The 25,778-nt window shown below is 41.3% G+C and carries 23 protein-coding genes and 4 pseudogenes; 25 read left to right on the top strand and 2 right to left on the bottom strand.

The genetic code is table 11. The annotated features are described in order from the left end of the window. Positions 1-209: 209 nt before the first annotated feature. Positions 210-1,859: a hypothetical protein gene (locus AB4X21_RS02205; RefSeq protein WP_369088117.1), complete on the top strand. Its 1,650-nt coding sequence runs from the start codon at positions 210-212 to the stop codon at positions 1,857-1,859. Between the two features lie 220 nt (positions 1,860-2,079). On the opposite strand, the pseudogene AB4X21_RS02210 reads toward AB4X21_RS02205, so the two are convergent. After that, positions 2,080-2,503: pseudogene (locus AB4X21_RS02210) on the bottom strand (helix-turn-helix transcriptional regulator). Between the two features lie 282 nt (positions 2,504-2,785). Between AB4X21_RS02210 and AB4X21_RS02215 the strand changes: the two are divergent. The 7 genes and pseudogenes from AB4X21_RS02215 (at position 2,786) to AB4X21_RS02245 (ending at position 5,969) form a co-directional block, all read left to right on the top strand. Further along, positions 2,786-3,025: a hypothetical protein gene (locus tag AB4X21_RS02215; RefSeq protein WP_369088118.1), complete on the top strand. Its 240-nt coding sequence runs from the start codon at positions 2,786-2,788 to the stop codon at positions 3,023-3,025. A gap of 121 nt (positions 3,026-3,146) precedes the next feature. Then, positions 3,147-3,353: a hypothetical protein gene (locus AB4X21_RS02220; protein ID WP_369088119.1), complete on the top strand. Its 207-nt coding sequence runs from the start codon at positions 3,147-3,149 to the stop codon at positions 3,351-3,353. A 635-nt stretch (positions 3,354-3,988) separates the two neighbouring features. Then, positions 3,989-4,321 carry a TMEM175 family protein gene (locus tag AB4X21_RS02225; RefSeq protein ID WP_369088123.1) on the top strand — a complete coding sequence of 111 codons (333 nt, stop codon included), beginning with the start codon at positions 3,989-3,991 and terminating at the stop codon, positions 4,319-4,321. Continuing rightward, on the top strand, positions 4,246-4,587 hold the full coding sequence (locus AB4X21_RS02230) for a hypothetical protein (RefSeq protein WP_000397556.1): 342 nt from the start codon (positions 4,246-4,248) through the stop codon (positions 4,585-4,587). Before AB4X21_RS02225 ends, AB4X21_RS02230 begins: the two co-directional genes overlap by 76 nt. Positions 4,588-4,600: 13 nt before the next feature. After that, positions 4,601-4,924, top strand: coding sequence for a potassium channel family protein (locus AB4X21_RS02235; RefSeq protein WP_001253404.1), 324 nt, complete (start codon positions 4,601-4,603; stop codon positions 4,922-4,924). Continuing rightward, positions 4,921-5,049 (top strand): hypothetical protein, encoded by a 129-nt coding sequence (locus tag AB4X21_RS02240; protein ID WP_369088120.1) that lies wholly within the window; start codon positions 4,921-4,923, stop codon positions 5,047-5,049. Before AB4X21_RS02235 ends, AB4X21_RS02240 begins: the two co-directional genes overlap by 4 nt. A gap of 9 nt (positions 5,050-5,058) precedes the next feature. Beyond that, positions 5,059-5,969, top strand: a pseudogene (locus tag AB4X21_RS02245) (DUF389 domain-containing protein). A 674-nt stretch (positions 5,970-6,643) separates the two neighbouring features. Here AB4X21_RS02245 and AB4X21_RS02250 read toward each other — a convergent pair. Beyond that, positions 6,644-6,847, bottom strand: coding sequence for a CsbD family protein (locus tag AB4X21_RS02250; RefSeq protein WP_049489171.1), 204 nt, complete (start codon positions 6,845-6,847; stop codon positions 6,644-6,646). A 325-nt stretch (positions 6,848-7,172) separates the two neighbouring features. Between AB4X21_RS02250 and AB4X21_RS02255 the strand changes: the two genes are divergently transcribed. The 17 genes and pseudogenes from AB4X21_RS02255 to AB4X21_RS02335 all read left to right on the top strand — a co-directional run bounded on the left by AB4X21_RS02255 (position 7,173) and on the right by AB4X21_RS02335 (position 25,696). Next, a complete protein-coding gene (locus tag AB4X21_RS02255) occupies positions 7,173-7,763 on the top strand; it encodes a rhomboid family intramembrane serine protease (RefSeq protein ID WP_369088124.1) in 591 nt (196 codons plus the stop codon). 144 nt (positions 7,764-7,907) lie between these two features. Next, a complete protein-coding gene (locus AB4X21_RS02260; RefSeq protein WP_369088125.1) occupies positions 7,908-9,029 on the top strand; it encodes a VanZ family protein in 1,122 nt (373 codons plus the stop codon). Positions 9,030-9,313: 284 nt separating this feature from the next. Next, a complete protein-coding gene (locus tag AB4X21_RS02265; protein ID WP_129822470.1) occupies positions 9,314-9,580 on the top strand; it encodes an ACT domain-containing protein in 267 nt (88 codons plus the stop codon). Between the two features lie 17 nt (positions 9,581-9,597). After that, entirely contained in the window at positions 9,598-10,935 is a 1,338-nt protein-coding gene (locus tag AB4X21_RS02270; RefSeq protein ID WP_369088358.1) for a PFL family protein, read from the top strand. A gap of 81 nt (positions 10,936-11,016) precedes the next feature. Beyond that, on the top strand, positions 11,017-11,706 hold the full coding sequence (locus AB4X21_RS02275) for a histidine phosphatase family protein (RefSeq protein ID WP_151191362.1): 690 nt from the start codon (positions 11,017-11,019) through the stop codon (positions 11,704-11,706). A 123-nt stretch (positions 11,707-11,829) separates the two neighbouring features. Next, positions 11,830-12,531: a histidine phosphatase family protein gene (locus AB4X21_RS02280; RefSeq protein WP_369088126.1), complete on the top strand. Its 702-nt coding sequence runs from the start codon at positions 11,830-11,832 to the stop codon at positions 12,529-12,531. Beyond that, positions 12,521-13,289, top strand: a pseudogene (locus tag AB4X21_RS02285) (M15 family metallopeptidase). The gene AB4X21_RS02280 and the pseudogene AB4X21_RS02285 overlap by 11 nt, the downstream one beginning before the upstream one ends. Before the next feature lie 168 nt (positions 13,290-13,457). Further along, entirely contained in the window at positions 13,458-14,492 is a 1,035-nt protein-coding gene (gene hrcA, locus AB4X21_RS02290; RefSeq protein ID WP_369088127.1) for a heat-inducible transcriptional repressor HrcA, read from the top strand. A 24-nt stretch (positions 14,493-14,516) separates the two neighbouring features. After that, entirely contained in the window at positions 14,517-15,041 is a 525-nt protein-coding gene (grpE, locus tag AB4X21_RS02295) for a nucleotide exchange factor GrpE (RefSeq protein WP_301355021.1), read from the top strand. Between the two features lie 244 nt (positions 15,042-15,285). Next, a pseudogene (dnaK, locus tag AB4X21_RS02300) lies at positions 15,286-17,101 on the top strand (molecular chaperone DnaK). Positions 17,102-17,270: 169 nt separating this feature from the next. After that, complete coding sequence (locus AB4X21_RS02305; protein WP_303470137.1) at positions 17,271-17,903, top strand: DJ-1/PfpI family protein; 633 nt, start codon at positions 17,271-17,273, stop codon at positions 17,901-17,903. 153 nt (positions 17,904-18,056) lie between these two features. After that, entirely contained in the window at positions 18,057-19,190 is a 1,134-nt protein-coding gene (gene dnaJ, locus AB4X21_RS02310) for a molecular chaperone DnaJ (protein ID WP_369088128.1), read from the top strand. A gap of 161 nt (positions 19,191-19,351) precedes the next feature. Then, complete coding sequence (locus tag AB4X21_RS02315; protein ID WP_369088129.1) at positions 19,352-22,879, top strand: family 20 glycosylhydrolase; 3,528 nt, start codon at positions 19,352-19,354, stop codon at positions 22,877-22,879. 289 nt (positions 22,880-23,168) lie between these two features. Beyond that, positions 23,169-23,915 carry a tRNA pseudouridine(38-40) synthase TruA gene (gene truA / locus AB4X21_RS02320; protein WP_320910929.1) on the top strand — a complete coding sequence of 249 codons (747 nt, stop codon included), beginning with the start codon at positions 23,169-23,171 and terminating at the stop codon, positions 23,913-23,915. Continuing rightward, on the top strand, positions 23,908-24,669 hold the full coding sequence (locus AB4X21_RS02325) for a bifunctional hydroxymethylpyrimidine kinase/phosphomethylpyrimidine kinase (protein WP_049507303.1): 762 nt from the start codon (positions 23,908-23,910) through the stop codon (positions 24,667-24,669). Before truA ends, AB4X21_RS02325 begins: the two co-directional genes overlap by 8 nt. After that, the gene (locus AB4X21_RS02330) at positions 24,659-25,129 is read left to right on the top strand and encodes an ECF transporter S component (protein ID WP_003017988.1); all 471 of its coding nucleotides are present in this window, start codon (positions 24,659-24,661) and stop codon (positions 25,127-25,129) included. The genes AB4X21_RS02325 and AB4X21_RS02330 overlap by 11 nt, the downstream gene beginning before the upstream one ends. A 3-nt stretch (positions 25,130-25,132) precedes the next feature. Then, a complete protein-coding gene (locus AB4X21_RS02335) occupies positions 25,133-25,696 on the top strand; it encodes a TIGR01440 family protein (protein ID WP_320910927.1) in 564 nt (187 codons plus the stop codon). Positions 25,697-25,778 lie beyond the last annotated feature (82 nt).

A 25,778-nucleotide genomic window follows, 5' to 3' on the forward strand; every position in this document is an offset into this window, starting at 1 on the left:
CAACCTAAAGTTGCCCAGAAGGAGGAGATACCATGAAAATGGATAACAAAACAACCCTTGCTCTTATTGAGCTAGCAACAGTTGCCATCTTAGCTGTAAAAGATATTGTACTCAAGAAAATTGAGTGCAATAATCAAAGGCTGGAAGGCTAGCATACAGTTTTACTGTATGCTTTTTATTTAAAATTTATAGATAAGAATTGAGTAAAAATGGTTTTAGATAGATACCAAGATATTATAAAAGGGCATGCTGAAAATTTTAAAGAAATATTTGGGAGTAAATTTATTTACGGGAATTACAAAAGAAATGTAAAAGATAAATCTAGATATAGATCGGACTTTCCTCTATTTAATATTGCCTCTGATAATTTTTATATTTATCAGATATATGTAGAAGATCTTCAATCAAATATCCGAAACTATTTAATAAATCCTATTTTAGAGGAGTTGCTGAAAGAGTATGGTTATGATATAGAGCAATACAATCTTTCTCCTTTTCAATTTATTTTTAAAGGGAATGATACTAGAATTGGGGTTCGATATACAAAATTTTTATATGCTACTGAAGATGAAAAGGAATTGATAAAAAAATCGATAAAAGATTTTCAAGTAGATAAAGTAATTAATCTACATTTTTCAGATGATAAGGAATTTGGATTAAATAGGTATTGTGAGGCAGTAAATATTTGTGACTATTCTATAAAAATGTTTTTAGATGAGTTCATTAATGAAAATTTATATCAATACTTTTTTACTACTTTAACAACAGTAATAGATGAGATGCAAGAATTAATCGCTTTTGAGGTCATTCCTAGGTTGAATATGTCTAATCTAGCTAAAGCTAGACTCGAATTAAGAGAAAATTTGAGAGTGATGGATTTTCACGAATTAAGTTATGACCTCCAAAATAAATGTAACAATCTAGAAAAAAGTGATTTAGATATCATTTGCTCGAATATAGAGAAAGGTAAAGTTCAAGTATTATTAGGAAAAACAGATTTTGCTAAATCCTACCTAACTTCTGAATATTTGTATAAAGCAATAGTTGATAATAGTAACTTTGATTATACTTCTGTTGTAGCTGGGTATTTAAAAACAATTGAACAATTTCTTTACCGGCTTTTAGAATACCATATGGACATTGATGGAAGTGAAAAATGGATTAAAGTAACTAAATATATGGCTAAAGGAAAAGAAAGGAGACCAAATCCTAAATATCCAAATGATAGGAACAAGCAACAAATTTTGGTTAAATGGCATAATCTTGAATATATGGATACTAGTTTAGGTCCTCTAATTAATTACATAGATGAAAATGAAGATTGTTGCGAAATAAGCAAGGACGGAAAAACGATATTGACGGATCTCTTGAACGATTATAGAAAATCAGTTCGCAATGGGTATTTTCATAAACATAACCTAGAAGATATCGAAGAAGTGAGGCGTATTAGAAATAACACTTTATACCTACTTTGCTTTTTAATTGGAAGTTTAAAAGATTTTGACATCACCAAATTTGGTTATTTAGATTTTTCATTTAACGATTTCTATCATGCAGTTCCTAGATTCTCGATAAATATACCATTCTATATTCAAGAAACAAAAAATAGCCAACCGAAGCTAATGAAACAAGTTTTTGAACAAGAAGCTGAAAGGTATGATTTAGATGGTCTATTGGAGAATAATCTATATTTTGCTGAAGTGGTTGATCCTAAAAAGAAGTATAAATATATTGCTGATGTTCCTAAGAATGATTTGGTTATTTTCAATACTAATAATGTCCCTTATCGGGCAGAGTATATTAGAGGAAGTATAGACGATGGCCTTGACATTAAAGTTGAATTTTATAAACAAGAATAATTAGATAAGAAATAGATCATCTCATCATTCTTGATAAATAGTGCATTAACTTTATAGTGGTTGAATAATTTAATTAGATTTTTCTTATTTTTAAGAATACATACTTCAACACTTCCGTTCTATTTCGGAAAACACAATAAAAAGCTACTCTTTGTTAACTGCTATAGTTTCTCAAGAGTAGCTTTTCTGATTTGATGATATTTAGAATATAAAGTTTCTATTATTTAATTTTTTTATTAAATCCATTGACAACAAAAGGGATCAATGCACCAATTATAGTACCTGCAATAGCGAGACTTAGAGGATACAATTAATTTAGAAGCCTGAGAGATTTCATCAAAATCTAGATTTTTAGCTTCAGCTTTAGACAATACTTCTAATAACATTTCAGCACGCGTAGCTCTATCAGAGTCGGTTGACTTTAGTTTTTCAATTTCAAAATCAACTACTGTTCGTATTGCAATGTAATGTAGTTTGGTTAGTTTGCTATTTTTTGTTTCTAGATTACTAATAGTTTGTTTAGTGACACCAATAAGATTGCCTAAATCCTCACTTGTCCAATTTAAGATTTCTCTGATAGACTTTAAATTGTCTTGCAGTATTTGTCTTGTTTTCTCATTTGAGGGATATTTTTCTTTTTTCATTTTACGACACCTACAATTCTGTATTTACATTATAACAAAAATTTTCTCCATAAAAAAGTATTGTTTTAGTCAAAAATATAATTTTAATAAAAAATAATTGACAAAAGAAAAATAATGGACTATAATATCGGTATTCTTAAGAAAGTGAGGAATAAAGTTATGATTAGCTTATTAAAAATAAAGTGAGTCATATGTTTGTTCTAAATTCTGTGTCAGAAGCATGACCAGAAGTTTTTTAAGGTAGTGTATACCCTGCCGTTCTATTATAGGAGGAAAGTCAGAATGGATTTACAAGTAATGCTTAATATTGTGTTGATTTTTGGAATAATTTATTTCGTTGTTAGAAGATATATTATTGCCTCAAAATTTGCAGACTATATGATTAAGAATGGCGGGGAAGAAATTGAATTTATAAAAGAGAACAACTTGAGTTTCTCTGAATGTGTAAAATTGCTTAATAAAAAACATAAAATTGGGATAGTCAATGCATTTTCCGTTGTAAACTGTTTAAGAGAAAAGTAAGCTGATTCTTTAATTTCGTTAATAAAAATAGCCGAAGTAACAGTATTTACTATGGATCAGGCTGAGTCTGATAAATGTAGAAGCTTCATATACTTGTTTATTAAAAATAGGAGTTAATATTATGTCAAAATTATACGAATGTAGTGAGTGTGGTGAGTTGTTTACAAAGCATGAAATTGATTGGGAAGGTAGCGATGAAAGCTACGAGTCTTATTATTGTCATGACTGTTCCAGGTTTTTAGAACAATGTGGTATTGATGCAATGGATCCTGATGGTTTTGGCTATAATGAGTACGGAAACTGGGATTCGGAACGGTTAGGGTTGTAGATGAATAGTTCTTTAATATGTTCATGAAATAAAGTTCAAAGATACATTTGATGTAATTGATTTGTAGTTTATAGAAGTCTTCTGAAAAGTATTTTGCAGAGAATTAAATTCAGTTACTACTAATTAAGAGGAGGCTTATGATCGTACTGAAATTCCCTCATTCAATAAAGCTTATACAATTTTTTTGAAATACAAAGACAGTTGAAAACTATAAAATATTGATATTACGCTATTTTTAGTCTAACTGAAACCTATGCTTTCCAAACCAGGCTTGAAAAAAGCTCGTAAAGCATCACAATTTAGTAAACGTTAAAACTTATTTAAACTTATTGAAAGCATTTCGTATCAAAAATACGGGATGCTTTTTCTGTTCACCCCAAATTTTTGTAACTAGGTGATACTTGAAATTAATACAAATTTGGTTGTTTTTGATAAATCTAAGCAACACTAAATGATGAAGTGAAAGGGGATGAATCTTTGATAGTATTCATTTATTGTGAAATATGATATATTTATTAATTAGATGGATGAATACTTCTAGAGTTAAATATAGCATAATAGGGACAGACTTTTTGGTTTATTTTTGTTTGTAGTCGGATTATGAAAGAATATCCAATATTATGCGATAAGATAGAATGTTACAAAAAGAAAGGGGATGCAATCCGATGAAGAAAGACAGATTAATTGTATTGACAGATGCTGTTCTAGCAATTATTATGACCATCTTGATTTTAGAGTTAGAAAAACCAACAACACCAAGTCTTGAAGCTTTTTGGGATTTACGGCAAAATTTCTTTGCTTGTTTTCTTTCCTTTTTCTGGTTGGGATCGTTATGGATGGCACTAAACACATTATGGGAAAAGGTTGAGAAAATTTCCTCAGAAATTATTTGGTGGAATTTGTTTCTACTCTTGGAGCGGCAGGAGTTCTCTTTGGAGAATTTCATGCCATCCAAGATACCAGTCTGAATGATGTGGTGGACCGGATCTATATAAATGTCAAGGATTTACCGTTTCAGTCCTTGGGAGCTTTAGCTAATATCCTGTCTGATGTTAAGAAGGGACTGATTCAAGACAGTCATATCTGGTCTTTCTTCCAGTCATTTTTCAAACAATATCAGTTGATAATCAGCTTAAATCAGATCTATCAGTTTGTCTATCTTTCTCTGATGGAGATCATGTCCTATCTTCACTTTGATTATTGGAAAAAACGGCTCGGTCAGGAGCTAGTATGAATAAGGAGAACAAATGAGACGTTTAAAAATGTTATGGCATATTATACAGGTTACGGGTTTTACTCGGTTTGCTCTGAGTTTTGTGACCTTTGTTTTTGGGTCAGGAGGCGTGCTTTTCCTAGTTGAACCTGCTATCACAAATTACGGAGACGGTCTTTGGTATGCTTTTGTGACTTCGACGACTGTCGGCTACGGGGATCTCCTAGCTGTGACCTTGATTGGAAGGATTACCAGTGTCTTCTTGACGATTTATGGGCTCATATTTTTTGGCTGTTTATCAGCTGTTATTATTAATTATTATACCGATTTAAATAAGGAAAGAGGAGAGGACAAATGACTGCCAATTATTCAACACGGGAATACCGTGAGAAATTATACGATGACCTTCATGTTCGATTGAGAGATACAGCGATTTTGATGTGTGCAATTTTTATTGCCTCTATCGGTCTAAATATGAATTAAACAGCTGTTATTATTGGAGCCATGTTAATTTCACCTCTCATGACACCGATTGTTGGACTGGGATTCGGTTTAGCTATTTTTGATACGCGTTTAATCAAGCAATCTCTAGAGGTTTTATTGACTCAAGTGTTGGTCAGTTTGCTTGTCTCGACTCTGTATTTCTGGATTTCTCCCTTGTCTTATGCAAGTAGCGAGTTGATCGCACGAACCTCTCCAACCATTTGGGATGTTCTCATTGCTATTGCTGGTGGGATTGCTGGTGTGATCGGTTCAAGGAAAAAGAAGCAAACAATATCGTGCCAGGAGTAGCCATTGCTACAGCTTTGATGCCGCCTATCTGTACTGCTGGCTATGGTTTAGCTAATGGGAATGTACGATTTTTATTGGGGGCTCTCTATCTTTTCTTGATCAACTGTGTCTTTATCATGCTAGCCAACATTGTTGGAACAAGAATTTTGATGAGAAAATCTCCTTTAACTTCATTTAAAGAGCTGAGCATTAAAATGAGAATTGGCTTGATTTCTTTGATTGTATTGTTGATTCTTCCAGCTAGCTATTCGGCAGTTACTCTGACAATAGAACAAGCGCGCAAAGAAGGGATCAAACAGTTTGTAGGAAAAGAGTTCGCCAATTATACGGTTATTAATCAAGTCTACAAGTCAAGTAACAATGAATTGGTCTTGACGGTTGTTGGAGATCCGATTTCAGAAGAAGAATTAGAAACACTCCACCAAAAACAAGCCTCTTACGGTATTCAATCTGTTCAATTGAAAGTGAATCAAGTTCAGAACTCGCCAACATTAGATAGTGAAGCGACCAAGGAATTTTATGAAAACATTGACAAGTATATTGATCAAAAACTCTCTGAAAAAGATTCACAAAACGATCTCGTAAAAGAAAATGAAGCAGACAAGGATTGAGGACAATGAACTGAATCGGTTTTTACGCCGTATTTTTCTTGTATCTTCCTCTTTCTTACTTATAGCAGGTTGTTTTTGCTTGAATAAGAAATAAATTAGAAGTTCTATCATCTAAGAAAAATGATGAAAAAAATCATTTAACTAATGGTGTGAACGTTTAGTGTTTATCAGCTCCATTCTCTGTAATTTTGGGGGTAAAATCCACACCATTTAGATAAAATTAGTTGAATTTGATTGGAAAAACGCTTTTATAAAAGCGGAGAAAAGTCTTGATATTACGCTGTTTTTAGTCCAACTGAAATTCATACTTTCCAAACCAGGTCTTAAGAAAGCTCGTAAAGCTTCACAATTTAGTAAACGTTAATTCGAAAGAATTACAATACATACAAAGAGCACCTTTCGGGGTGTTCTTTTTTATACTTTCTACTAAATTGGTGCAATTGACACAGTTGTTGTGACTTTAGTCGCGTAGAGACATGCTATGCACAGTTGCCCCAAGAAAACAAGCGAAGCGATGTTTGATTGGATGGCAACCACTGCACTCAAAACGTTAATTCGAAAGAATTACAATACTTACAAATTGTATAACTGAATTTGAAGCAAATAAAAACCCACCCTATCTTCCACAGTCAAATGCGAATGTAGAAAATAGAGTGGGTCTAGGATGTTAAAGACTATTTGTCGTCTTTATGAAAGATATTTTTAACGCCCTTGATCGCTCCTTCAACAGCTTCTTTTGCATCTTCAGCAACTTCTTTTGCTTTTGAAGCAACTTTTTCAGCAGTGCCTTCAGCTTCTGTTTTTGTATCGCCGGTTAATTTACCAAGGCCTTCTTTAACAGAGCCTTTTACTTGGTTCAATTTTTCTTCTAATGACATAGCGTCACCTCCATGAAGTTAGTCGTTTATTTCTCTGAATGCAATACTGTTGATTTAAAAAAATAAAAAATATTTGTCTCAGATTAGCATGAGTATATTCTTTTTAAAATGGAAAGTCAAATTTTTGCTACGGTATTCTGAAAGCAGGATCGACGTTTGATCTGATGGCAAATAGCGAGCGACTAATAAGTCACGACATTTCGTTTTTACAGCAAAGATTTGAAACGAAAGAAGCAAAAACGTTTCTGTCTCCAATGAAATAAATGGTATAATGGTCGTGAATGGAGACATCGTAACGCTGTTTTTTGAAAAAGAGAAGATGAACATGAAAAGAATCCTCACAACCTCCCCTGTTATCAGTACGATAGCTCTAATCTGTTTGTTGCTCGGTCTATTGACTTCCTTTTATGGGGATGTTATGTATGACCTATTGGCTTTTCATTCGAAGCCGGTGTATGGTTGGCAATATGTCAGTGGGACCCTGATGCACGGTAGTAAAGGAGCCCCTATCTGGTTTTTATGGGTCCATTTGTTGTTAAATGGACTTATGATCCTTCCCTTCGGAGGACTGTTAGAAAGAAAAAGAGGCTCCAGACAAGTCTTGATTGTTTTTGTGACGGCGATAGTCTTCTCTTCCATCGTTTTTCACCTCTTAACCCAGGGGCAGGACATTCAGGCAACAGGGATCTCTGCTGTAGGATACGCCTTTGTAACCGGAGGAGTCATGCTCCTGCCAAACGTGTGGAAAGAATTTTCACGCACCGTAAAATGGCTTTATCTATTCTTAATTTTTCTATCTGGCCTCATGCTCTTACCAGCAATCACTGGATGGATCTCAACGCTATTGCATCTTTCAGGGATTGTGAGTTATCTATTGGTCTTTATCGGAAGTAAAGGCTTGAAGAGGAGAAGCTAACTATTAAGACGGTTCCTCAGTAAGGTTTTCATCGTACTTCCTTGACTCTTCCTCTTCCAGGCCGTATAATATTCTATATCAATGAAGAAATCACCTTTTGTCATTGTGCAAAGGGTGATTTTATAACGGTAAAAAGGAGACACAATGGGGTATATCTCTACTATTAAAACAGCTGTTCAGCTCTTTCCTTTTCTGGCATTTTTGCTGACCTTGCCCTACATGATTTTGAATTATCGAAAATATGGTTCGGTCAATAAATTGCGGGTGCTGATTTTCTATTCTTTTATGCTTTACTTGATGACGGTCTATCTGCTGGTGATCTTGCCTCTGCCGGATCCAAGTAAGATTCATACTAGCTACTCAGAAATGGTCAATCTCCATCCCTTTGCTTTTGTGGTGGATTTTTTCAAGGAGAGCCCCTTTGATCTAGCGCAGACTGGTACTTGGATTCAAGCCCTTAAGCATCCAACTTTTTATGTGCCTGCCTTTAATGTTCTGATGTTGATTCCTTTTGGGATGTATCTACGCTATTATTTCAAGTGTGGTTTTAAGAAAACGATTCTTCTGACAGCCCTCTTTAGTCTCTTTTTGGAGCTGACCCAGTTATCAGGTCTCTATTTTCTGTATCCGGGTCCTTACCGCCTAGCAGATGTCGATGATATTATTCAAAATACCACCGGTGGTGGAGTGGGTTATCTGCTCGGTTGGTTCCTGGTATGGTTATTGCCAACACGAGACGAAATTGACGAGCATTCTTTCCGAGTAGGGACCAGAGTATCTGGTTTTCGGATGGGTCTTGCCTTCTTGATCGACTTTGTGATGCTATCCTTGCTTTACGCGGTAATCGAGCGTTTAGAGACGATTCCTTATGTAGCGGTTTTGGCTGTTTATTTTGCCTTGATTCCTTTGTGGCGGGGCAAGACCTTGGGAATGGCTTTACTGAAATTCCGCTTGCGTTTTGACAAGCAAAAATGGCTTCGCACCATCTGGCGGGGAATCCTGGTAGTAGGCTATTTCTATCTGATTCCCCAAGGGTTGTTCTATTTGATCTCGCTTTTGAATCAGGATTTGACGGACAATTCCCTTTTGACTCTATCTATGATTTTATTGCTCTTCTTTGTGCTCTTATTGTACCTGATCCTCACCCTTGCCATCATCTTGCTCAGTCGTCGCTTTCCCTTTGACCGTCTAGCTGGAGCCGAGTATGAGAGTACCGTGCGCGTGAAGGAAGGTATTCTAAAGGATGAAACTGAATCGTCAAAATAGAGAGAGTGGGACAGAAATCGGTAATTCGTTAGAATTCGATTTTGTCGTCTCACCTCCGCACAGTTGAGTAGGGCTGTAAAAGCTGATGAAATCAGCGTAGTAGAGCCCACTCAACCACTGCGTCTTGCTCGACAAACCAAAAACAATAAAGAGGCTAGGACTTTTGTCCCAGCCTCTTTATTGTTTTATACACGCGGAAAATATCCGAACGTTCCCAGTTGAGAAGGGCGATTTTAAGGGGAATATGCTACAATGGAAGCAAATAGATAGAATGGAGCAGTGAAATGAAAGCAATTATTACAGTCGTTGGAAAAGACCAAAAAGGAATCGTAGCGGGTGTCGCAACGAAAATAGCAGAATTGGGACTTAATATTGATGATATCTCTCAAACGGTATTGGATGAGTACTTCACCATGATGGCGGTCGTATCGTCAGATGAGAAAAAAGATTTCACACAGCTTCGTTCAGAGTTAGAAGAATTCGGTCAGTCTCTGCATGTGAAAATCAATATCCAAAGTGCAGCGATTTTTGATGCTATGCACAATTTGTAAGATAGGGGTTGAGAATGATGGACATTAGACAGGTAACAGAAACCATTGCCATGATTGAGGAGCAGAACTTCGATGTTCGGACCATCACCATGGGGATCTCCCTTCTAGATTGTATTGATCCGGATATCAATAAGGCAGCGGAAAAAGTCTACAATAAGATTGTGACAAAGGCTAAAGACTTAGTGGCTGTGGGGGATGAGATTGCGGCAGAACTTGGTATTCCCATTGTGAATAAGCGGGTTTCAGTCACTCCAATTTCCATTATCGGGGCAGCAACCAATGCGACAGACTATGTGCCCTTTGCTAAGGCACTGGATCATGCGGCTAAGGAAGTTGGGGTCAACTTTATCGGTGGCTTCTCAGCCCTGGTTCAAAAAGGCTACCAAAAGGGGGATGAAATCCTCATTAACTCTATTCCTCGTGCCCTTGCAGAGACGGATTTTGTCTGCTCTTCAGTCAATATCGGATCGACCAAGACAGGGATCAATATGACAGCTGTTCGAGATATGGGCCGTATCATTAAAGAAGCATCCCAAGCAGATCCAATGGGGCCAGGTAAGCTCGTGGTCTTTGCCAATGCAGTAGAAGATAATCCCTTCATGGCAGGAGCTTTCCACGGTGTTGGTGAAGCGGATGTCGTCATCAACGTTGGGGTTTCAGGACCTGGTGTCGTCCAACGGGCGATCGAAAAAGTTCCAGGCGCTAGCTTTGATGTATTGGCGGAAACAGTCAAGAGGACAGCTTTCAAGATTACCCGTGTTGGCCAATTAGTGGGTCAAATGGCTAGTGAACGTCTCGGTGTTGAGTTTGGGATTGTAGACTTGTCTCTCGCACCAACGCCAGCTGTTGGGGATTCGGTTGCCCGTGTCCTTGAAGCCATGGGGCTTGAAGTAGTAGGAACCCACGGGACAACAGCAGCACTAGCTTTGCTCAATGACCAAGTGAAAAAAGGCGGGATCATGGCTTGTAACCAAGTCGGTGGGTTGTCAGGTGCTTTCATTCCGGTCTCAGAAGATGAAGGGATGATTGCGGCGGTCCAATCAGGCCATATCAACCTGGAAAAATTGGAAGCCATGACAGCCATCTGCTCGGTTGGTCTGGATATGATTGCTATCCCAGCTGATACTCCAGATACGACCATTGCGGCCATGATCGCCGATGAAGCAGCTATCGGGGTGATCAACCAAAAGACAACAGCGGTTCGGATCATTCCTTATGGCAAGGAAGGCGATATGTTAGAGCTTGGTGGACTTCTTGGATCTGCTCCAGTGATGAAGGTCAACAAAGCTTCGTCAGCTGATTTCATTGCCCGTGGTGGTCAAATTCCAGCTCCGGTTCATAGCTTTAAAAACTAAGAGAAATCTAGTATAATAGTAGAAAATAGAAAAGTCTGTGATGATGAAACTCCAGACTTTTTTCTTGCAAAAGGAGACAAGATGGCTAAAACAAGATTATTTGTGATTCGTCATGGGAGAACCATGTTTAATACCATTGGCCGTGCTCAAGGCTGGTCCGATACACCCTTGACAGCAGAAGGAGAACGAGGGATTCAAGCTCTAGGAATCGGCTTGCGTGAGTCCGGTTTGGAGTTTACTCGAGCTTATTCCAGTGATTCAGGCCGTGCCATTCAGACAATGGGGATCATTCTTGATGAATTGGGCTTGAAAGACCAGATTCCTTATCGCTTTGACAAACGGATCCGCGAGTGGTGTTTTGGTAGCTTTGATGGGGCATACGGTGGAGAACTCTTTCACGGTGTCGTGCCACGCGTGCTAGATGTAGAAGACTATAAGACTTTGACCTTGGAAGACTTGGCCAATGGAATTTGCCAAGTGGACACAGCAAATTGGGCTGAACCATGGGAAGTCTTGAAAAACCGAATCCTAGAAGGTTTTGAAGCCATTGCCAAAGAAGTAGAAGAAAATGGTGGAGGCAATGCCTTGGTGGTCAGCCATAGTTGGACCATTCAGACCCTGGTCTGCTTGATCGAAGGAAAACCAAATCTTAATCTGCCTCTTTCAAACGGTAGTGTTACCCTTGTAGAATACGAAGATGGAGTATTGACGGTTAAGGGGATTGGAGATAGCAGTTACCGTGAGGTCGGTGAAAGCTTGCAAGAATCCTAGTCCGTCCTGAAAGGCTGACCCTTTGGTCATGGCCTTTTCTTTTTCACAAAACTTGTAAGAGCTTTCCTACTTTCTTTTTGCAAAAAATGATATAATGAAAGAGATACATACGGAGGTAATACAATGACAAAAACCAGATTATATATTGCTCGTCATGGAAAAACCATGTTTAATACCATTGGACGGGCACAGGGCTGGTCAGACACTCCGCTGACAGAAGCAGGAGAACGTGGAATTCGAGAATTAGGACTTGGTCTCAAGGAAGCTGGGCTTTCTTTTGAAGAGGCTGTTTCGAGTGATTCTGGACGCACCATTCAAACTATGGGAATTATTCTTCAAGAACTTGGTCTGACAGGAAAAATCCCTTATCGTTATGACAAACGGATCCGCGAGTGGTGTTTTGGTAGCTTCGACGGTGCCTATGATGGCGAGCTCTTTATGGGGGTTTTGCCCCGTGTTTTTAAGGTCGAGGATTTTCATCAGTTGAGCTTGATGGAGTTGGCAGAAGGGATTGTTGAAGTCGACACCACTGGTTGGGCTGAATCCTGGGGAGCCTTGAGTAGTCGGATCAAAGAAGGTTTTGAAGCCATCGCAAAAGAGCTAGAAGCAGCTGGCGGTGGCAATGCTATTGTGGTCAGCCATGGTATGACGATTACGACCTTGATTTATCTCATCGATCCTAAGGCTGTCGAAGAATTGGTCTTGGACAACGGAAGTGTGACGGTTTTGGCCTATGAAGATGGTGCCTTTCATATTGAAAAGATTGGGGATATGTCCTATCGTAAGGTTGGAGCAAAACTTCTAGAGGGTGGCCATGACGAATAAGTATAGACGCGCACGAAAAAAACGTAAGAAGTGGTGGCCTTACCTATTGAGTTTCTTTCTTCTTGTGGTCCTTGGATCGGGAATTGGTGCTTACTTAGCGAAGCCGAGCTTGTTTTCAGGGCTTCAGTTTTGGAAGGCTAAAAAAACAGCTGTAACGACTCCCTCTTCTTCTAAGAAAAAGGAAGAAAAATCAGATTTACCAGCCGTTTCGACAAAAGACTGGCAGTTGATCTTGGTCAATCGTGACAATGTGAAGCCTGAGCTGAACCCACAATTGACAGATGTGGATGCTATCAAAGTGGATAGTCGGATTGTAGAACCAACTCGTCAATTCTTAGAAGCAGCTCGAAAAATTGCCCCAGAAGAAACCTTGATATCAGGCTATCGAAGTGTGGCCGAGCAAACAGAGCTCTATAATGAACGTGTTGCGCAACTAGAGGCTAGCGGCCTTTCGCACGAAGAAGCTGAAAAGCAGGTGCAGACCCAGGTACAGGTCCCTGGTGCGAGTGAACACCAGACAGGGCTTGCGATTGATATGAGTGTCGAAGCTGGTCAAAGTGATGAGTTGGGCTTGACTGGCCATCGCACCGCAATATGGCTTTGTGCTTCGCTACCCAGATGGGAAGAGCAACATCACGGGTGTGAATTTTGAGAATTGGCATTTCCGTTATGTTGGCGTAGAAAACGCTCAGTATATGGCCAACCATCAGCTAGTGTTGGAAGAATATATTCAACTCTTGAAAAAAGCTGGCAAATAAGAGGAGATTCATTTCTCTAGGTCTTAAGAATGATTTTTAGCACTCTTTAAAAAAGAGTGCTAATTTTTTGGTTTTTTCTCTTGACTTTCTTTTGGATGGGTGTATAATAGAATCATGGTTTAGCACTTGAGTGTTTAGAGTGCTAAAAAATGAAAGAGAGGTGAGGTCATGGTTACAGAACGTCAAAATGAGATTCTTAATCTTGTCGTTGATATCTTTACCAAGACCCACGAACCAGTCGGTTCAAAAGCGCTACAAGATGTGATTCAATCCAGTAGTGCGACCATTCGAAACGACATGGCTGCCCTCGAAAAACAAGGCTTACTAGAAAAGGCCCACACTTCGAGTGGCCGCATGCCTAGCCAAGCTGGTTTTCAATATTTTGTTCAGAACTCGCTTGATCTAGAGTTGATTGATGAACAGGATGTCTACCAGGTGGTGAAAGCCTTTGATTTCGAAGCCTTTAAGTTAGACGATATCTTGGATGCTACGGCCAAGTTGCTAGCCCAGATGACGGGTTACACCGCAGTGATTCAGGATGTGGAGCCGACACGTCAGCGCTTGACCGGTTTTGAGATTGTTCCATTGTCCAATCACGATGCCTTAGCGGTGTTGACCTTGGATGAATCAAAGCCTGTCACCGTCCAGTTTGCCATTCCAAAGAATTTCTTAACCAGTGACTTGGAAATCTTCCACCAGCTGGTTCAAGAACGCTTCATTGGAAATACGGTCTTGGATATCCACTACCGCTTGCGAACGGAGATTCCACAGATTGTACAGCGCTATTTCAAGACGACAGACAATGTGCTGGATCTCTTTGATTACGTCTTCTCGCAACTGTTTCAAGAACTGGTCTTTGTAGAAGGAAAGGTTTCATCCTTAACCTACGCCGATCTTCAGACCTATCAGTTCTTAGATAATCCCCAACACGTAGCCTTGGAGTTACGAGGGGGAATGCCAGAAGACCAAATGACCCAGATCCTGGTTGCGGAATCCCAAGAGAAGGCTTTGAAAAATGTGACGGTCATTAGTCACAAGTTCCTGGTTCCTTATCGTGGGATGGCCCTCATGCATGTGATCGGTCCCGTAGAGATGGACTACAGGCGTGTGATTAGCCTGGTCAATGTCATCGGCCGGGTACTGGTTATGAAGTTGACGGATTACTACCGTTACCTCAACAGCAACCATTATGAAGTAAATTAAGACCAAATGAAAGGGGTGTATGCCTTGACAGAAGATATCAAAAAAGAAGACGTGAAAGAAGAGGAAGTTGCCCAAACAACCGAAGAAGTTGTAGAGGAGTCCAACCAACCTTCTGAGTTAGAAGAAGCACAAGCGCGTGCCGAGGAATTTGAAAACAAATACCTTCGTGCTCATGCAGAAATGCAAAACATTCAGCGCCGTGCCAATGAAGAACGTCAACAATTACAAAAATACCGTAGCCAAGATTTGGCAAAAGCGATCTTACCATCACTGGACAACCTCGAACGTGCCCTTGCCGTCGAAGGGTTGACAGATGATGTGAAGAAGGGCTTGGAAATGGTCCAAGAAAGTTTGGTACATGCTCTGAAAGAAGAAGGAATCGAAGAGATTCCAGCGGACGGAGCCTTTGACCATAACTACCACATGGCCATCCAAACCTTACCTGCAGATGACGAACATCCAGCAGACACCATCGCACAAGTCTTCCAAAAAGGCTACAAACTCCATGACCGCATCCTGCGCCCAGCCATGGTAGTAGTATATAACTAGGCTACCTTGTCCGAAACGACACTAAACTATGAAAGAAAGATAAAACGCAAGCCGGAGGCTTGCAAGGAAGATATTTCCCGCCGTGGTGAAAGTTTCAGTAGCTTGTGCTACTGAAATAGGGGATTTTTGAGACAGTAGGCTCAAAAATAAGTGATGAAATCCCGAAGGGAGTTGCTCACGTCGTCACCACTTAAGGGAAATATCAAAAAGAAAAAAAGAAGATAAAACTTAAGGAGAAAAACATATGTCTAAAATTATCGGTATTGACTTAGGTACAACAAACTCAGCAGTAGCAGTTCTTGAAGGAACTGAATCAAAAATTATCGCAAACCCAGAAGGTAACCGCACAACTCCATCTGTTGTGTCATTCAAAAACGGTGAAATCATCGTTGGTGATGCTGCAAAACGTCAAGCAGTCACAAACCCAGATACGATCATCTCTATCAAATCTAAGATGGGTACTTCTGAAAAAGTTTCTGCAAACGGTAAAGAATATACACCACAAGAAATTTCAGCTATGATTCTTCAATACTTGAAAGGTTACGCTGAAGATTACCTTGGTGAAAAAGTAACGAAAGCAGTTATCACAGTTCCAGCTTACTTCAACGATGCGCAACGTCAAGCAACTAAAGACGCTGGTAAAATCGCTGGTCTTGAAGTAGAACGTATCGTCAACGAACCAACAGCAGCAGCCCTTGCTTATGGTTTGGATAAGACTGATAAAGAAGAAAAAATCTTGGTATTCGACCTTGGTGGTGGTACATTCGACGTATCTATCCTTGAATTGGGTGATGGTGTCTTTGATGTATTGGCAACTGCAGGGGATAACAAACTCGGTGGTGACGACTTTGACCAAAAAATCATCGACTACATGGTTGAAGAATTCAAGAAAGAAAATGGTATCGACTTGTCAACAGACAAGATGGCGCTTCAACGTTTGAAAGACGCAGCTGAAAAAGCGAAGAAAGACCTTTCTGGTGTGACTTCAACTCAAATCAGCTTGCCATTCATCACTGCAGGCGCTGCTGGACCTCTTCACTTGGAAATGACCTTGACTCGTGCAAAATTCGACGATTTGACTCGTGACCTTGTAGAACGTACGAAAACTCCAGTTCGCCAAGCCCTTTCAGATGCAGGTTTGAGCTTGTCAGATATCGACGAAGTGATCCTTGTCGGTGGTTCAACTCGTATTCCTGCCGTTGTTGAAGCAGTTAAGGCTGAAACTGGTAAAGAACCAAATAAATCAGTGAACCCTGACGAAGTTGTGGCTATGGGTGCTGCGATCCAAGGTGGTGTGATCACTGGTGATGTGAAAGACGTTGTCCTTCTTGACGTAACACCATTGTCACTTGGTATCGAAACAATGGGTGGAGTCTTCACAAAACTCATCGACCGCAACACAACCATTCCAACATCTAAATCACAAGTCTTCTCAACTGCAGCAGACAACCAACCAGCCGTTGATATCCACGTTCTTCAAGGGGAACGCCCAATGGCAGCAGATAACAAGACTCTTGGACGCTTCCAATTGACTGATATCCCAGCTGCACCTCGTGGTATCCCACAAATTGAAGTAACATTTGACATCGACAAGAACGGTATCGTATCTGTTAAAGCAAAAGATCTTGGAACTCAAAAAGAACAAACAATTGTTATCCAATCAAACTCAGGTTTGACAGACGAAGAAATCGACCGCATGATGAAAGATGCAGAAGCAAACGCTGAAGCAGATAAGAAACGTAAAGAAGAAGTGGATCTTCGTAACGAAGTAGACCAAGCTATCTTTGCGACTGAAAAAACCATCAAAGAAACTGAAGGCAAAGGCTTTGATGCAGAACGTGACGCAGCTCAAGCAGGACTTGATGATCTTAAGAAAGCTCAAGAATCAGGTAACCTTGAAGAAATGAAAGCGAAACTTGAAGCCTTGAACGAAAAAGCACAAGCATTGGCTGTTAAACTCTACGAACAAGGCGCAACAAGCCCAAGCAGGAGCAGAAGGCGCACAAGCATCAGGCAACGCAGGTGATGACGTCGTAGACGGAGAGTTTACGGAAAAGTAAAACAATCCAGTGGATTGTTTTAGCGGAACCTCCTGAAATAAAGAAAGGTTCCGAGATTTGAGGATTCCTTTAAGCCGAAACTCAATTCAGCCTAACTAGTAAATGATAAAAAGAAATCCAGAGGTTGCAACCCAGCCTCTGTTTTTCGGTAAAATAGAGGATGTTGCCTATGAAAAAAGTACTTTGTATCATTTATCCTAATTTTTCTCTTTATGAGATAACCGCTTTAACAAGTACTTTAGCTCTGTCTTTTGATAGTACGATTGATTATGCCGCTTCAGATCATTCGATGGTGGTCTCTGAGGATGGCTTGCCCTGTCAACCGACCAAAACACTAGATCAAATCTGTATAGAAGAGTATTCTTGTGTGATTTTGCCAGGAATGGTCAATATAGGGCCTGCCCTACAAGATGAGAAATTGATTTCGTTCTTGAGGGACCTTGGTGAGCAAGATATCCTCATTGCAGCCATTTCTTCAGCACCTCTTTTATTAGCGAAAGCAGGTCTGTTGAAGGACACGAAATTTACAGGTGGAATTTGGCAAAACTTCTTTGACTATTTTGAATTTCTTCCACGTGAGAATTTCCAACCGAAAGTGCTTGTGCAAGATAAACAGATCATTACGGCTATCGGTTTTGCCCATCAAGAGTTTGCAAGAAGAGTGATTCTAAGTTTAGGCTTGGAAGAGAATACGGACAACTATTTTAAAGAACAAAACGACTACTCAGAAGAGGATTTGATATTTACTCTATCGGACAAAGAGTTTGATCAAGTAAAGCGAAGCATAGAAAATGCCCTCTAAAGATTACATGAAAATTATAGAAAGGAACAAAGAGTGTTCGGGGAATTGAACCCGAGCGGAAAGCTTGGAAATTAGATAAACCGCCTAAGAAATCAGGATTTCTTGTCGGTTTCCTAAATTTCAGTCGCTTTCTGTTCGCTCTTAGTATCTTGTATGAACAATACTGAATTTTATGACCGTTTGGGCGTTTCAAAGAATGCATCTCAAGATGAGATCAAGAAAGCCTATCGGAAATTATCTAAAAAATATCACCCAGATATCAACAAGGAGCCTGGTGCTGAGGAAAAATACAAGGAAGTTCAAGAAGCTTACGAGACTTTGAGTGACGAGCAAAAACGGGTCGCTTATGACCAATATGGTCTTGCGGGTGCCAATGGTGGCTTCGGTGGCGGAGCAGGTGGTTTTGGTGGCTTTGATGGTGCTGGCTTTGGTGGCTTTGAAGACATCTTCTCTAGCTTCTTTGGTGGTGGTGCAAGTCGTAATCCAAATGCTCCTCGTCAAGGGGATGACCTCCAATACCGCGTCAATCTCAAGTTTGAAGAAGCGATTTTTGGTGCAGAAAAAGAAGTCAAGTATCATCGGGAAGCTAGCTGTCATACCTGTCATGGTTCTGGGGCTAAGCCAGGGACTAGTCCGGTGACCTGTGGACGCTGTCATGGTTCTGGAGTCATCAATGTGGATACGCAAACCCCTCTTGGGATGATGCGCCGTCAAGTGACCTGTGATGTCTGTCATGGTCGTGGTCAAGAAATCAAAGATCCATGTAGTACTTGTCGTGGAACAGGTCATGAAAAACAAGCTCATAGCGTGAACGTCAAGATTCCTGCCGGAGTTGAAACGGGTCAACAAATCCGCTTAGCTGGTCAAGGAGAAGCTGGCTTTAACGGTGGACCTTATGGTGACTTGTATGTCGTTGTCAATGTTGAGCTGAGCGATCGCTTTGAACGAGATGGCTCAACCATCTATTACAAGTTAGACTTGAACTTTGTCCAAGCAGCTCTTGGAGATACGGTCCATGTGCCAACTGTTCACGGAGATGTCGATTTGGTCATTCCTGAAGGAACCCAAACCGGTAAGAAATTCCGCCTCCGTGGAAAAGGGGCTCCAAGCTTACGTGGTGGTGCCATGGGGGATCAATATGTATCTGTCAATGTCGTCACCCCAACTGGTTTAAATGACAAGCAAAAAGAAGCCCTTCAAGCCTTTGCGGAAGCAAGTGATTTGAAGGTCAACCCAAAGAAAAAAGGGTTCTTTGATAAGGTCAAAGATGCCTTAGATGATTTATAAGAATGAACGAGTTTCCTTTTGAGTAAGGGGCTCGTTTTATTTTGGATCGAATCCAAGAACTTCCTCTCCTAATTAAAGAATAATGAGAACCCTCATTGAATTTATTAAGATATCGTGGTAAATTTAAGAAAACGATTACAAAGACAATTTAGGAGGTCCTGATGAAATCACATCAACCACGTTATGCGATTCGTAAGTACGCAGTAGGAGCTGCTTCAGTGCTCATAGGATTTTTTGCTGGTGCTCAGGTTGTAGCAGCTGATACGCCAACGGCTACAGACAGCCCTTCAACGACAGTTCCAACTCAGCCAAACGAGGGTGAGTCAACTATTTCCCTTAATGAGGAAGCTTCTCAGCCAACAGTAGAAAAACCAACGGCTCCTGCCCCAATCGTCGATCAAAGTCAACCGACACTGCCTGATCGTGAATTGCGGGAATCAGATCTTGACCGTTTGATTCACGAAGGAGCGAGCTCGGTCGCAGAGTCGGATGTGGCAGCTCAACCAGCGACGGAAACGCCTGCTAAAGATCCTGACCAAGAAGAAAAATTAGCCAAGAAAAAGATAGTTTCGATTGATGCCGGTCGCAAGTACTTCTCACCAGACCAAATCAAGGAAATCATTGATGAAGCAAGTAAGACGGGTTATACAGACTTGCATCTTCTAGTTGGAAATGATGGTTTGCGCTTTGTGCTGGATGACATGTCTTTGAAAGTGGGAGATACTTCTTACTCTAGCCAAGCCGTGACAGATGCGGTTGAAAAAGGGACGAAGGCTTATTACGATGATCCGAACGGGACAGCCTTGACCCAGGCTCAAATGGATGATATTTTGGCCTACGCCAAATCGAAGAAAGTAGGTGTCATCCCAACCATTAATAGTCCAGGTCACATGGATGCGATTCTGACAGCCATGGAACAATTGGGCATCGAAAACCCTCACTTTAATTACTTTGGCACTAAAAAATCAGCACGGACAGTCGATTTGGACAACCAAAAAGCCTTAGACTTTACCAAGGCTTTGGTAGACAAGTATGCGGCTTATTTCAGCGGCAAGGCAGACATTTTTAACATCGGTTTGGATGAATATGCCAACGATGCCACAGATGCCCATGGTTGGCAGGTTCTCCAAGCCAGCAAGCATTGGCCAGGTGAAGGCTATCCAGAAAAAGGCTATGAAAAATTCATCCAATATGCTAATGATCTAGCAGCTATTGTGAAAAAACACAAGATGAAACCAATGGCCTTCAATGATGGAATCTACTACAATGGCGATACTTCCTATGGTACTTTTGACAAGGATATCATTGTCTCCTACTGGACAGGTGGCTGGAACGGCTATGATGTCGCATCTTCAAAACTCTTGTCTGAACTAGGTCATCAGATTCTTAATACCAATGATGCATGGTATTATGTGCTTGGACGGGACAAGGCTGGATCTGGTTGGTACAACCTGGATCAAGGTCTCGAAGGAATTTCCAAGTCAGCGATTGATGTGGTTCAAAAAAATGATGGGGCTAAGGTGCCCTTCATCGGTGGGATGGTAGCTGCCTGGGCAGATACGCCATCTGCAACCTACAAAAAAGACCTTCTCTTTAAGCTCATGCATGCTTTCGCGGACAAGAATGCGGACTACTTTGTAGCAGATCCTGAAGTCGTCGAAAAAGCTCTTTCAGAAGCTCCAACTGATTTGGACCACTATACACCGGAATCTCTAGTAGCCTTTACGGCAGCTAAAAAAGCTTTAGAAGGGGCAGGAGCAAACACCACTCGAGCAGAGGCCAAAACCTTGATCGACAATCTCAAAGCAGCTCAAGATGCTTTGGTGTATACAGAAAGCTACGCGAAAGAAGTTGCAGCAAAAGAAGCGGAAGAAAAACTTGCCATGAAGAAGGTCATCTCGATCGATGCAGGCCGCAAATACTTCTCACTGGAGCAATTGAAACGGATCGTAGATAAGGCCAGTGAGTTGGGTTATTCTGACTTGCACCTCCTGGTCGGAAACGATGGCATGCGCTTCGTCCTCGATGATATGACGGTGGAAGCCAATGGCAAAACCTATGCCAGTGATGATGTGAAAAAGGCCATTTTAGAAGGCACCAAGGCCTATTACGATGATCCAAATGGTCAAGCCTTGACTCAAACAGAAATGGATGAACTCCATGCTTATGCTACTGCGAAAGGAATCGGCTTGATTGCGGCAGTCAATAGTCCTGGACACATGGATGCTTTGTTGGTGGCCATGGAAAAATTGGGCATTGAAAATCCACAAGCCAGCTTTGATACGGTTTCAAAAACAACCATGGATTTGACCAATGAAGCAGCAGTCAACTTTACCAAAGCCTTGATTGGCAAGTACATGGACTACTTCAAAGACAAGTCTAAGATCTTTAACTATGGAACGGATGAATATGCCAATGACGCTACCAGTGCGCAAGGCTGGTACTACCTCAAGTGGTATGACCTCTATGGTAAATTTGCGGAGTATTCCAATAGTCTTGCGACTATGGCGCGTGAAAAAGGCTTGCGACCAATGGCCTTTAACGATGGCTTCTATTATGGAGATGAAGATGATGTTGCCTTTGACAAGGACGTCTTGATTTCATACTGGTCTAAAGGATGGTGGGGCTATAACCTTGCGTCACCACAGTATTTGGCAGATAAGGGGTATAAATTCCTTAATACCAACGGGGACTGGTACTATGTTTTGGGCCACAAAGGTGACCAAAGTTATCCGCTCGAAAAAGCTATTCAAAATACAGAAACTGTTCCGTTTGAACAGTTAGCTTCAACCAAGTACCCTGATGTCAAATTACCGACATCCGGAAGTATGTTGGGAATTTGGGCTGATGAGCCGGCCAATGAATACAAGGAAGAAGAAGTCTTCCAGGTCATGGAAGCTTTTGCTAACCACAACCAGGACTATTTCAAGGCGGACTTCACTGCTCTTAGAAAAGCAGATGCTACGGTACCAACAGATCTAGCCATTTACACACCAGAATCGCGCGCAGCCCTTGCGAAAGTCTTAGATAGCTTGAATTGGAATGTGAGCCGTGCTCATCAAGATCAGGTGGATCAAGAAGTGGCTGCTCTGACTCAAGCCCTTGCGGGGCTCAAGCCAATTACGCAAGTAGGTAGCTTGGCTGAAAATGACGTCAAAGCCCTAGTGGAAGACAAACCAAGTCTTGAAATCGTAGAAAAAGAACTTGATTTTGACCTTGTGGAACGGACCAATCCAGATCTCGCTAAAGGAGAACGCAGAGTGATCCAGGCTGGGGTTAAAGGGCAAGGTCTTGAGTATGTAGAGGTTTCAGCGCTTGATCAAAGTCGAAAAGTGATTGCTACAGAAGTTGCAACAGAGCCTGTTGCAGAAATTGTTGAAGTCGGTACCAAAGAAGTCGTGATCCCAACAAGCCCTTCAGTAGAAGCACCAGTGAAACCAGATGTGCTTGTAAACAAAATGGTTTCAGATCCTTCAACACCTCAAGTGATCTCGAAGAATCAGCCAGTAGCACCAGAAAATACCCCAACGCCAATTCCAGCAGCTGTGGAAGAAACGGTTCGTTCAGAAGCAGTATCTTCTAACAAGCAACTTCCAGAAACAGGAGTGGAATCTGCTCTGGGGCTCTCTTTACTAGGAGCGATCTTAGGAGCAGCAGGAATGGACTTGAAAAATAAAAAAAGAGACTAAGACCTAGTAGATTTGTAACAGGTCGAAGTTAGGAGAGTGGGACAGAAATCGGTAATTCGTTAGAATTCGATTTCGTCGTCCCACCTCCGCACAGTTGAGTAGGGCTGTAAAAGCTGATGAAATCAGCGTAGTAGAGCCCACTCAACCACTGCGTCTTGCTCGACAATCCAAAAATAATTGAGAGGCTAGGACTTTTGTCCCAGTCTCTTTTTGTGCTCGTAAAACTGTACCCGGACAGTTTGATTTTTTCACTCTTGTAACCCCTTCTATATCCTGCTAAAATAAAACCATGACACGATACAAAGCAACCATTTCATATGACGGGACCTTGTTTGCAGGGTTTCAACGCCAACCTCATGCCCGTAGTGTGCAAGAGGAAATCGAGAAGACCTTGACGCGCCTCAATCAAGGAACCCCTGTTACCGTTCATGGAGCGGGGCGAACGGATTCCGGTGTCCATGCTCTTGGCCAGGTGATTCATTTTGATCTCCCCCAAGCGCGGGACGAGGAAAAGCTCCGCTTTGCCCTCGATACCCAAACCCCAGAGGATATTGATTTCATCCGAGTAGAGCAAGTAGCAGATGACTTTCACTCACGCTACAAGAAGCACAGCAAGACCTATGAATTTATTGTGGATTATGGTCGTCCCAAGAACCCCATGATGCGCCACTATGCCACCCACTATCCTTATCCTTTGGATGTGGAAAAGATGCAAGCAGCCATCCAAAAGTTGGAGGGAACCCATGATTTCACCGGTTTTACGGCTTCAGGAACCAGTGTGGAAGATAAGGTTCGTACGATTACAGAGGCTCGCTTGGTCGAGGATGCAGAGCATCATCGCCTGGTCTTTACCTTTTCGGGCAATGGTTTTCTCTACAAGCAAATCCGCAATATGGTGGGAACTTTGTTGAAGATCGGAAATGATCGGATGCCGATCGAGCAGATCGATCTGATTTTGGATAAGAAGGACCGCAATTTAGCAGGTCCTACAGCAGCGCCAAATGGCTTATATTTAAAGGAGATCCGTTATGAGTAATGAATTGATTCTAGCTATTTCAGGAAATGATATTTTTAGTGGAGGAGGTCTTCATGCAGACCTTGCAACTTATACGACTAATAAACAGCATGGCTTTGTAGCGGTGACTTGTTTGACGGCTATGACGGAGCACGGTTTCGAAGTGATTCCGGTGGATCCGACGACCTTTGCTCAACAGCTCAACTCCCTCAAAGATGTTCCTTTCTCTGCTATTAAACTCGGTCTTTTGCCAAATGTTGAAGTGGCGGACTTAGCCTTGGACTATGTCAAAGCCCATGCGGAGATCCCTGTGGTACTAGATCCTGTCTTGGTCTGCAAGGAAAGCCATGATGTAGAAGTTTCAGCTCTTCGAGACGAATTGATCAAGTTCTTCCCTTATGTGACCATCATTACGCCGAACTTGCCAGAAGCTGAGATCTTGACCCAAAGCAAGATTCAATCGCTCGATGATATGAAGGAGGCAGCGCGCAAGCTCCACGAATTAGGAGCAGCGAATGTCGTGGTCAAAGGAGGCAATCGTCTCAATAAAGAAAAGGCCATCGATGTCTTTTATGATGGAACAGACTTCACCGTCATTGAAGAGCCAGTCTTAGAAAAGAACAATACAGGAGCTGGTTGTACCTTTGCGTCTAGCATTTCTAGCCAGTTGGTGCAAGGGAAATCTCCACTTGAAGCTGTTAAAGCCTCTAAAGACTTTGTTTTCCAAGCGATTCAACATTCAGACCAGTATGGAGTAGTACAATATGACATCTAATCGAACTCAACTCATTGCCCGCCTCTCTATTTTGACAGCCTTGACAGTTGTACTTGGCTACTATACCAAACTTCCAACTCCTACAGGGATCGTCACCCTGCTAGATCTTGGTGCCTATTTCACAGCCTTCTATTTTGGACGCAAGGAAGGTGCTATTGTAGGCGGTGTCGGAGCCTTCTTATTGGATCTGATTTCAGGCTATCCTCAGTGGATGTTCTTTAGCCTCCTCTTTCACGGGGGACAAGGCTATTTCGCCGGCTTCAAGGGCAAAGCTCGTTACCTAGGCTTGCTCCTTGCAACAGTCGTCATGGTAGGCGGTTACGCACTAGCTTCTGCTCTCTTTTTAGGCAATGGCTGGGGTGCTGCTATCTCGGACATTCCGAATAACCTCGCTCAGAATTTTGTTGGAATGGCTTTAGGTTATGTGGTCTATTATGCATTTCAAAAGAAAGGAAGCTAATTCATGGATCTGGAGCAACTGAAGAAGGATACAAAAGAAATCTTGGTAGATGTCTTGGAAAAAAGCCGTCTCCGCCAAGGACAGATTCTTGTACTCGGGATGTCTTCAAGTGAAGTTGCAGGAGGGCAAATTGGAAAGGCCTCCAACATCGACATTGCCGAAGCTATTGTCCAGACCTTGCTAGATGAGTTGAATCCAAGAGGGGTTTATCTGGCAGTACAAGGATGTGAGCATCTCAATCGCGCCTTAGTGGTCGAAAGAGAATTGGCAGATAAGAAGGAACTAGAAATCGTCAATGTCCTTCCGAGTCTCCATGCAGGAGGTGCTGGGCAACTCGCAGCTTTCAAGTATTTTAAGGATCCTGTTGAGGTGGAATTTATCACAGCTCAAGCGGGGTTAGACATCGGAGATACCTCCGTGGGGATGCATGTCAAACATGTGCAAGTTCCAATTCGCCCTATCTTGCGTGAACTAGGTGAAGCCCATGTCACAGCCCTCGCCAGTCGGCCAAAATTGATCGGCGGCGCCCGTGCTCTCTACCTCGATGATCCCATCCGAAAATCATAATCAGAACTAGCTTTTAAGGGCTAGTTTTTTTGGATGAAAAGAGAGGCAAAAACGTTTTAAAACTTGCAATTTCAAAGTTTTG

Source organism: Streptococcus sp. CP1998 (assembly GCF_041026655.1).
GTDB lineage: Bacteria > Bacillota > Bacilli > Lactobacillales > Streptococcaceae > Streptococcus > Streptococcus dentalis.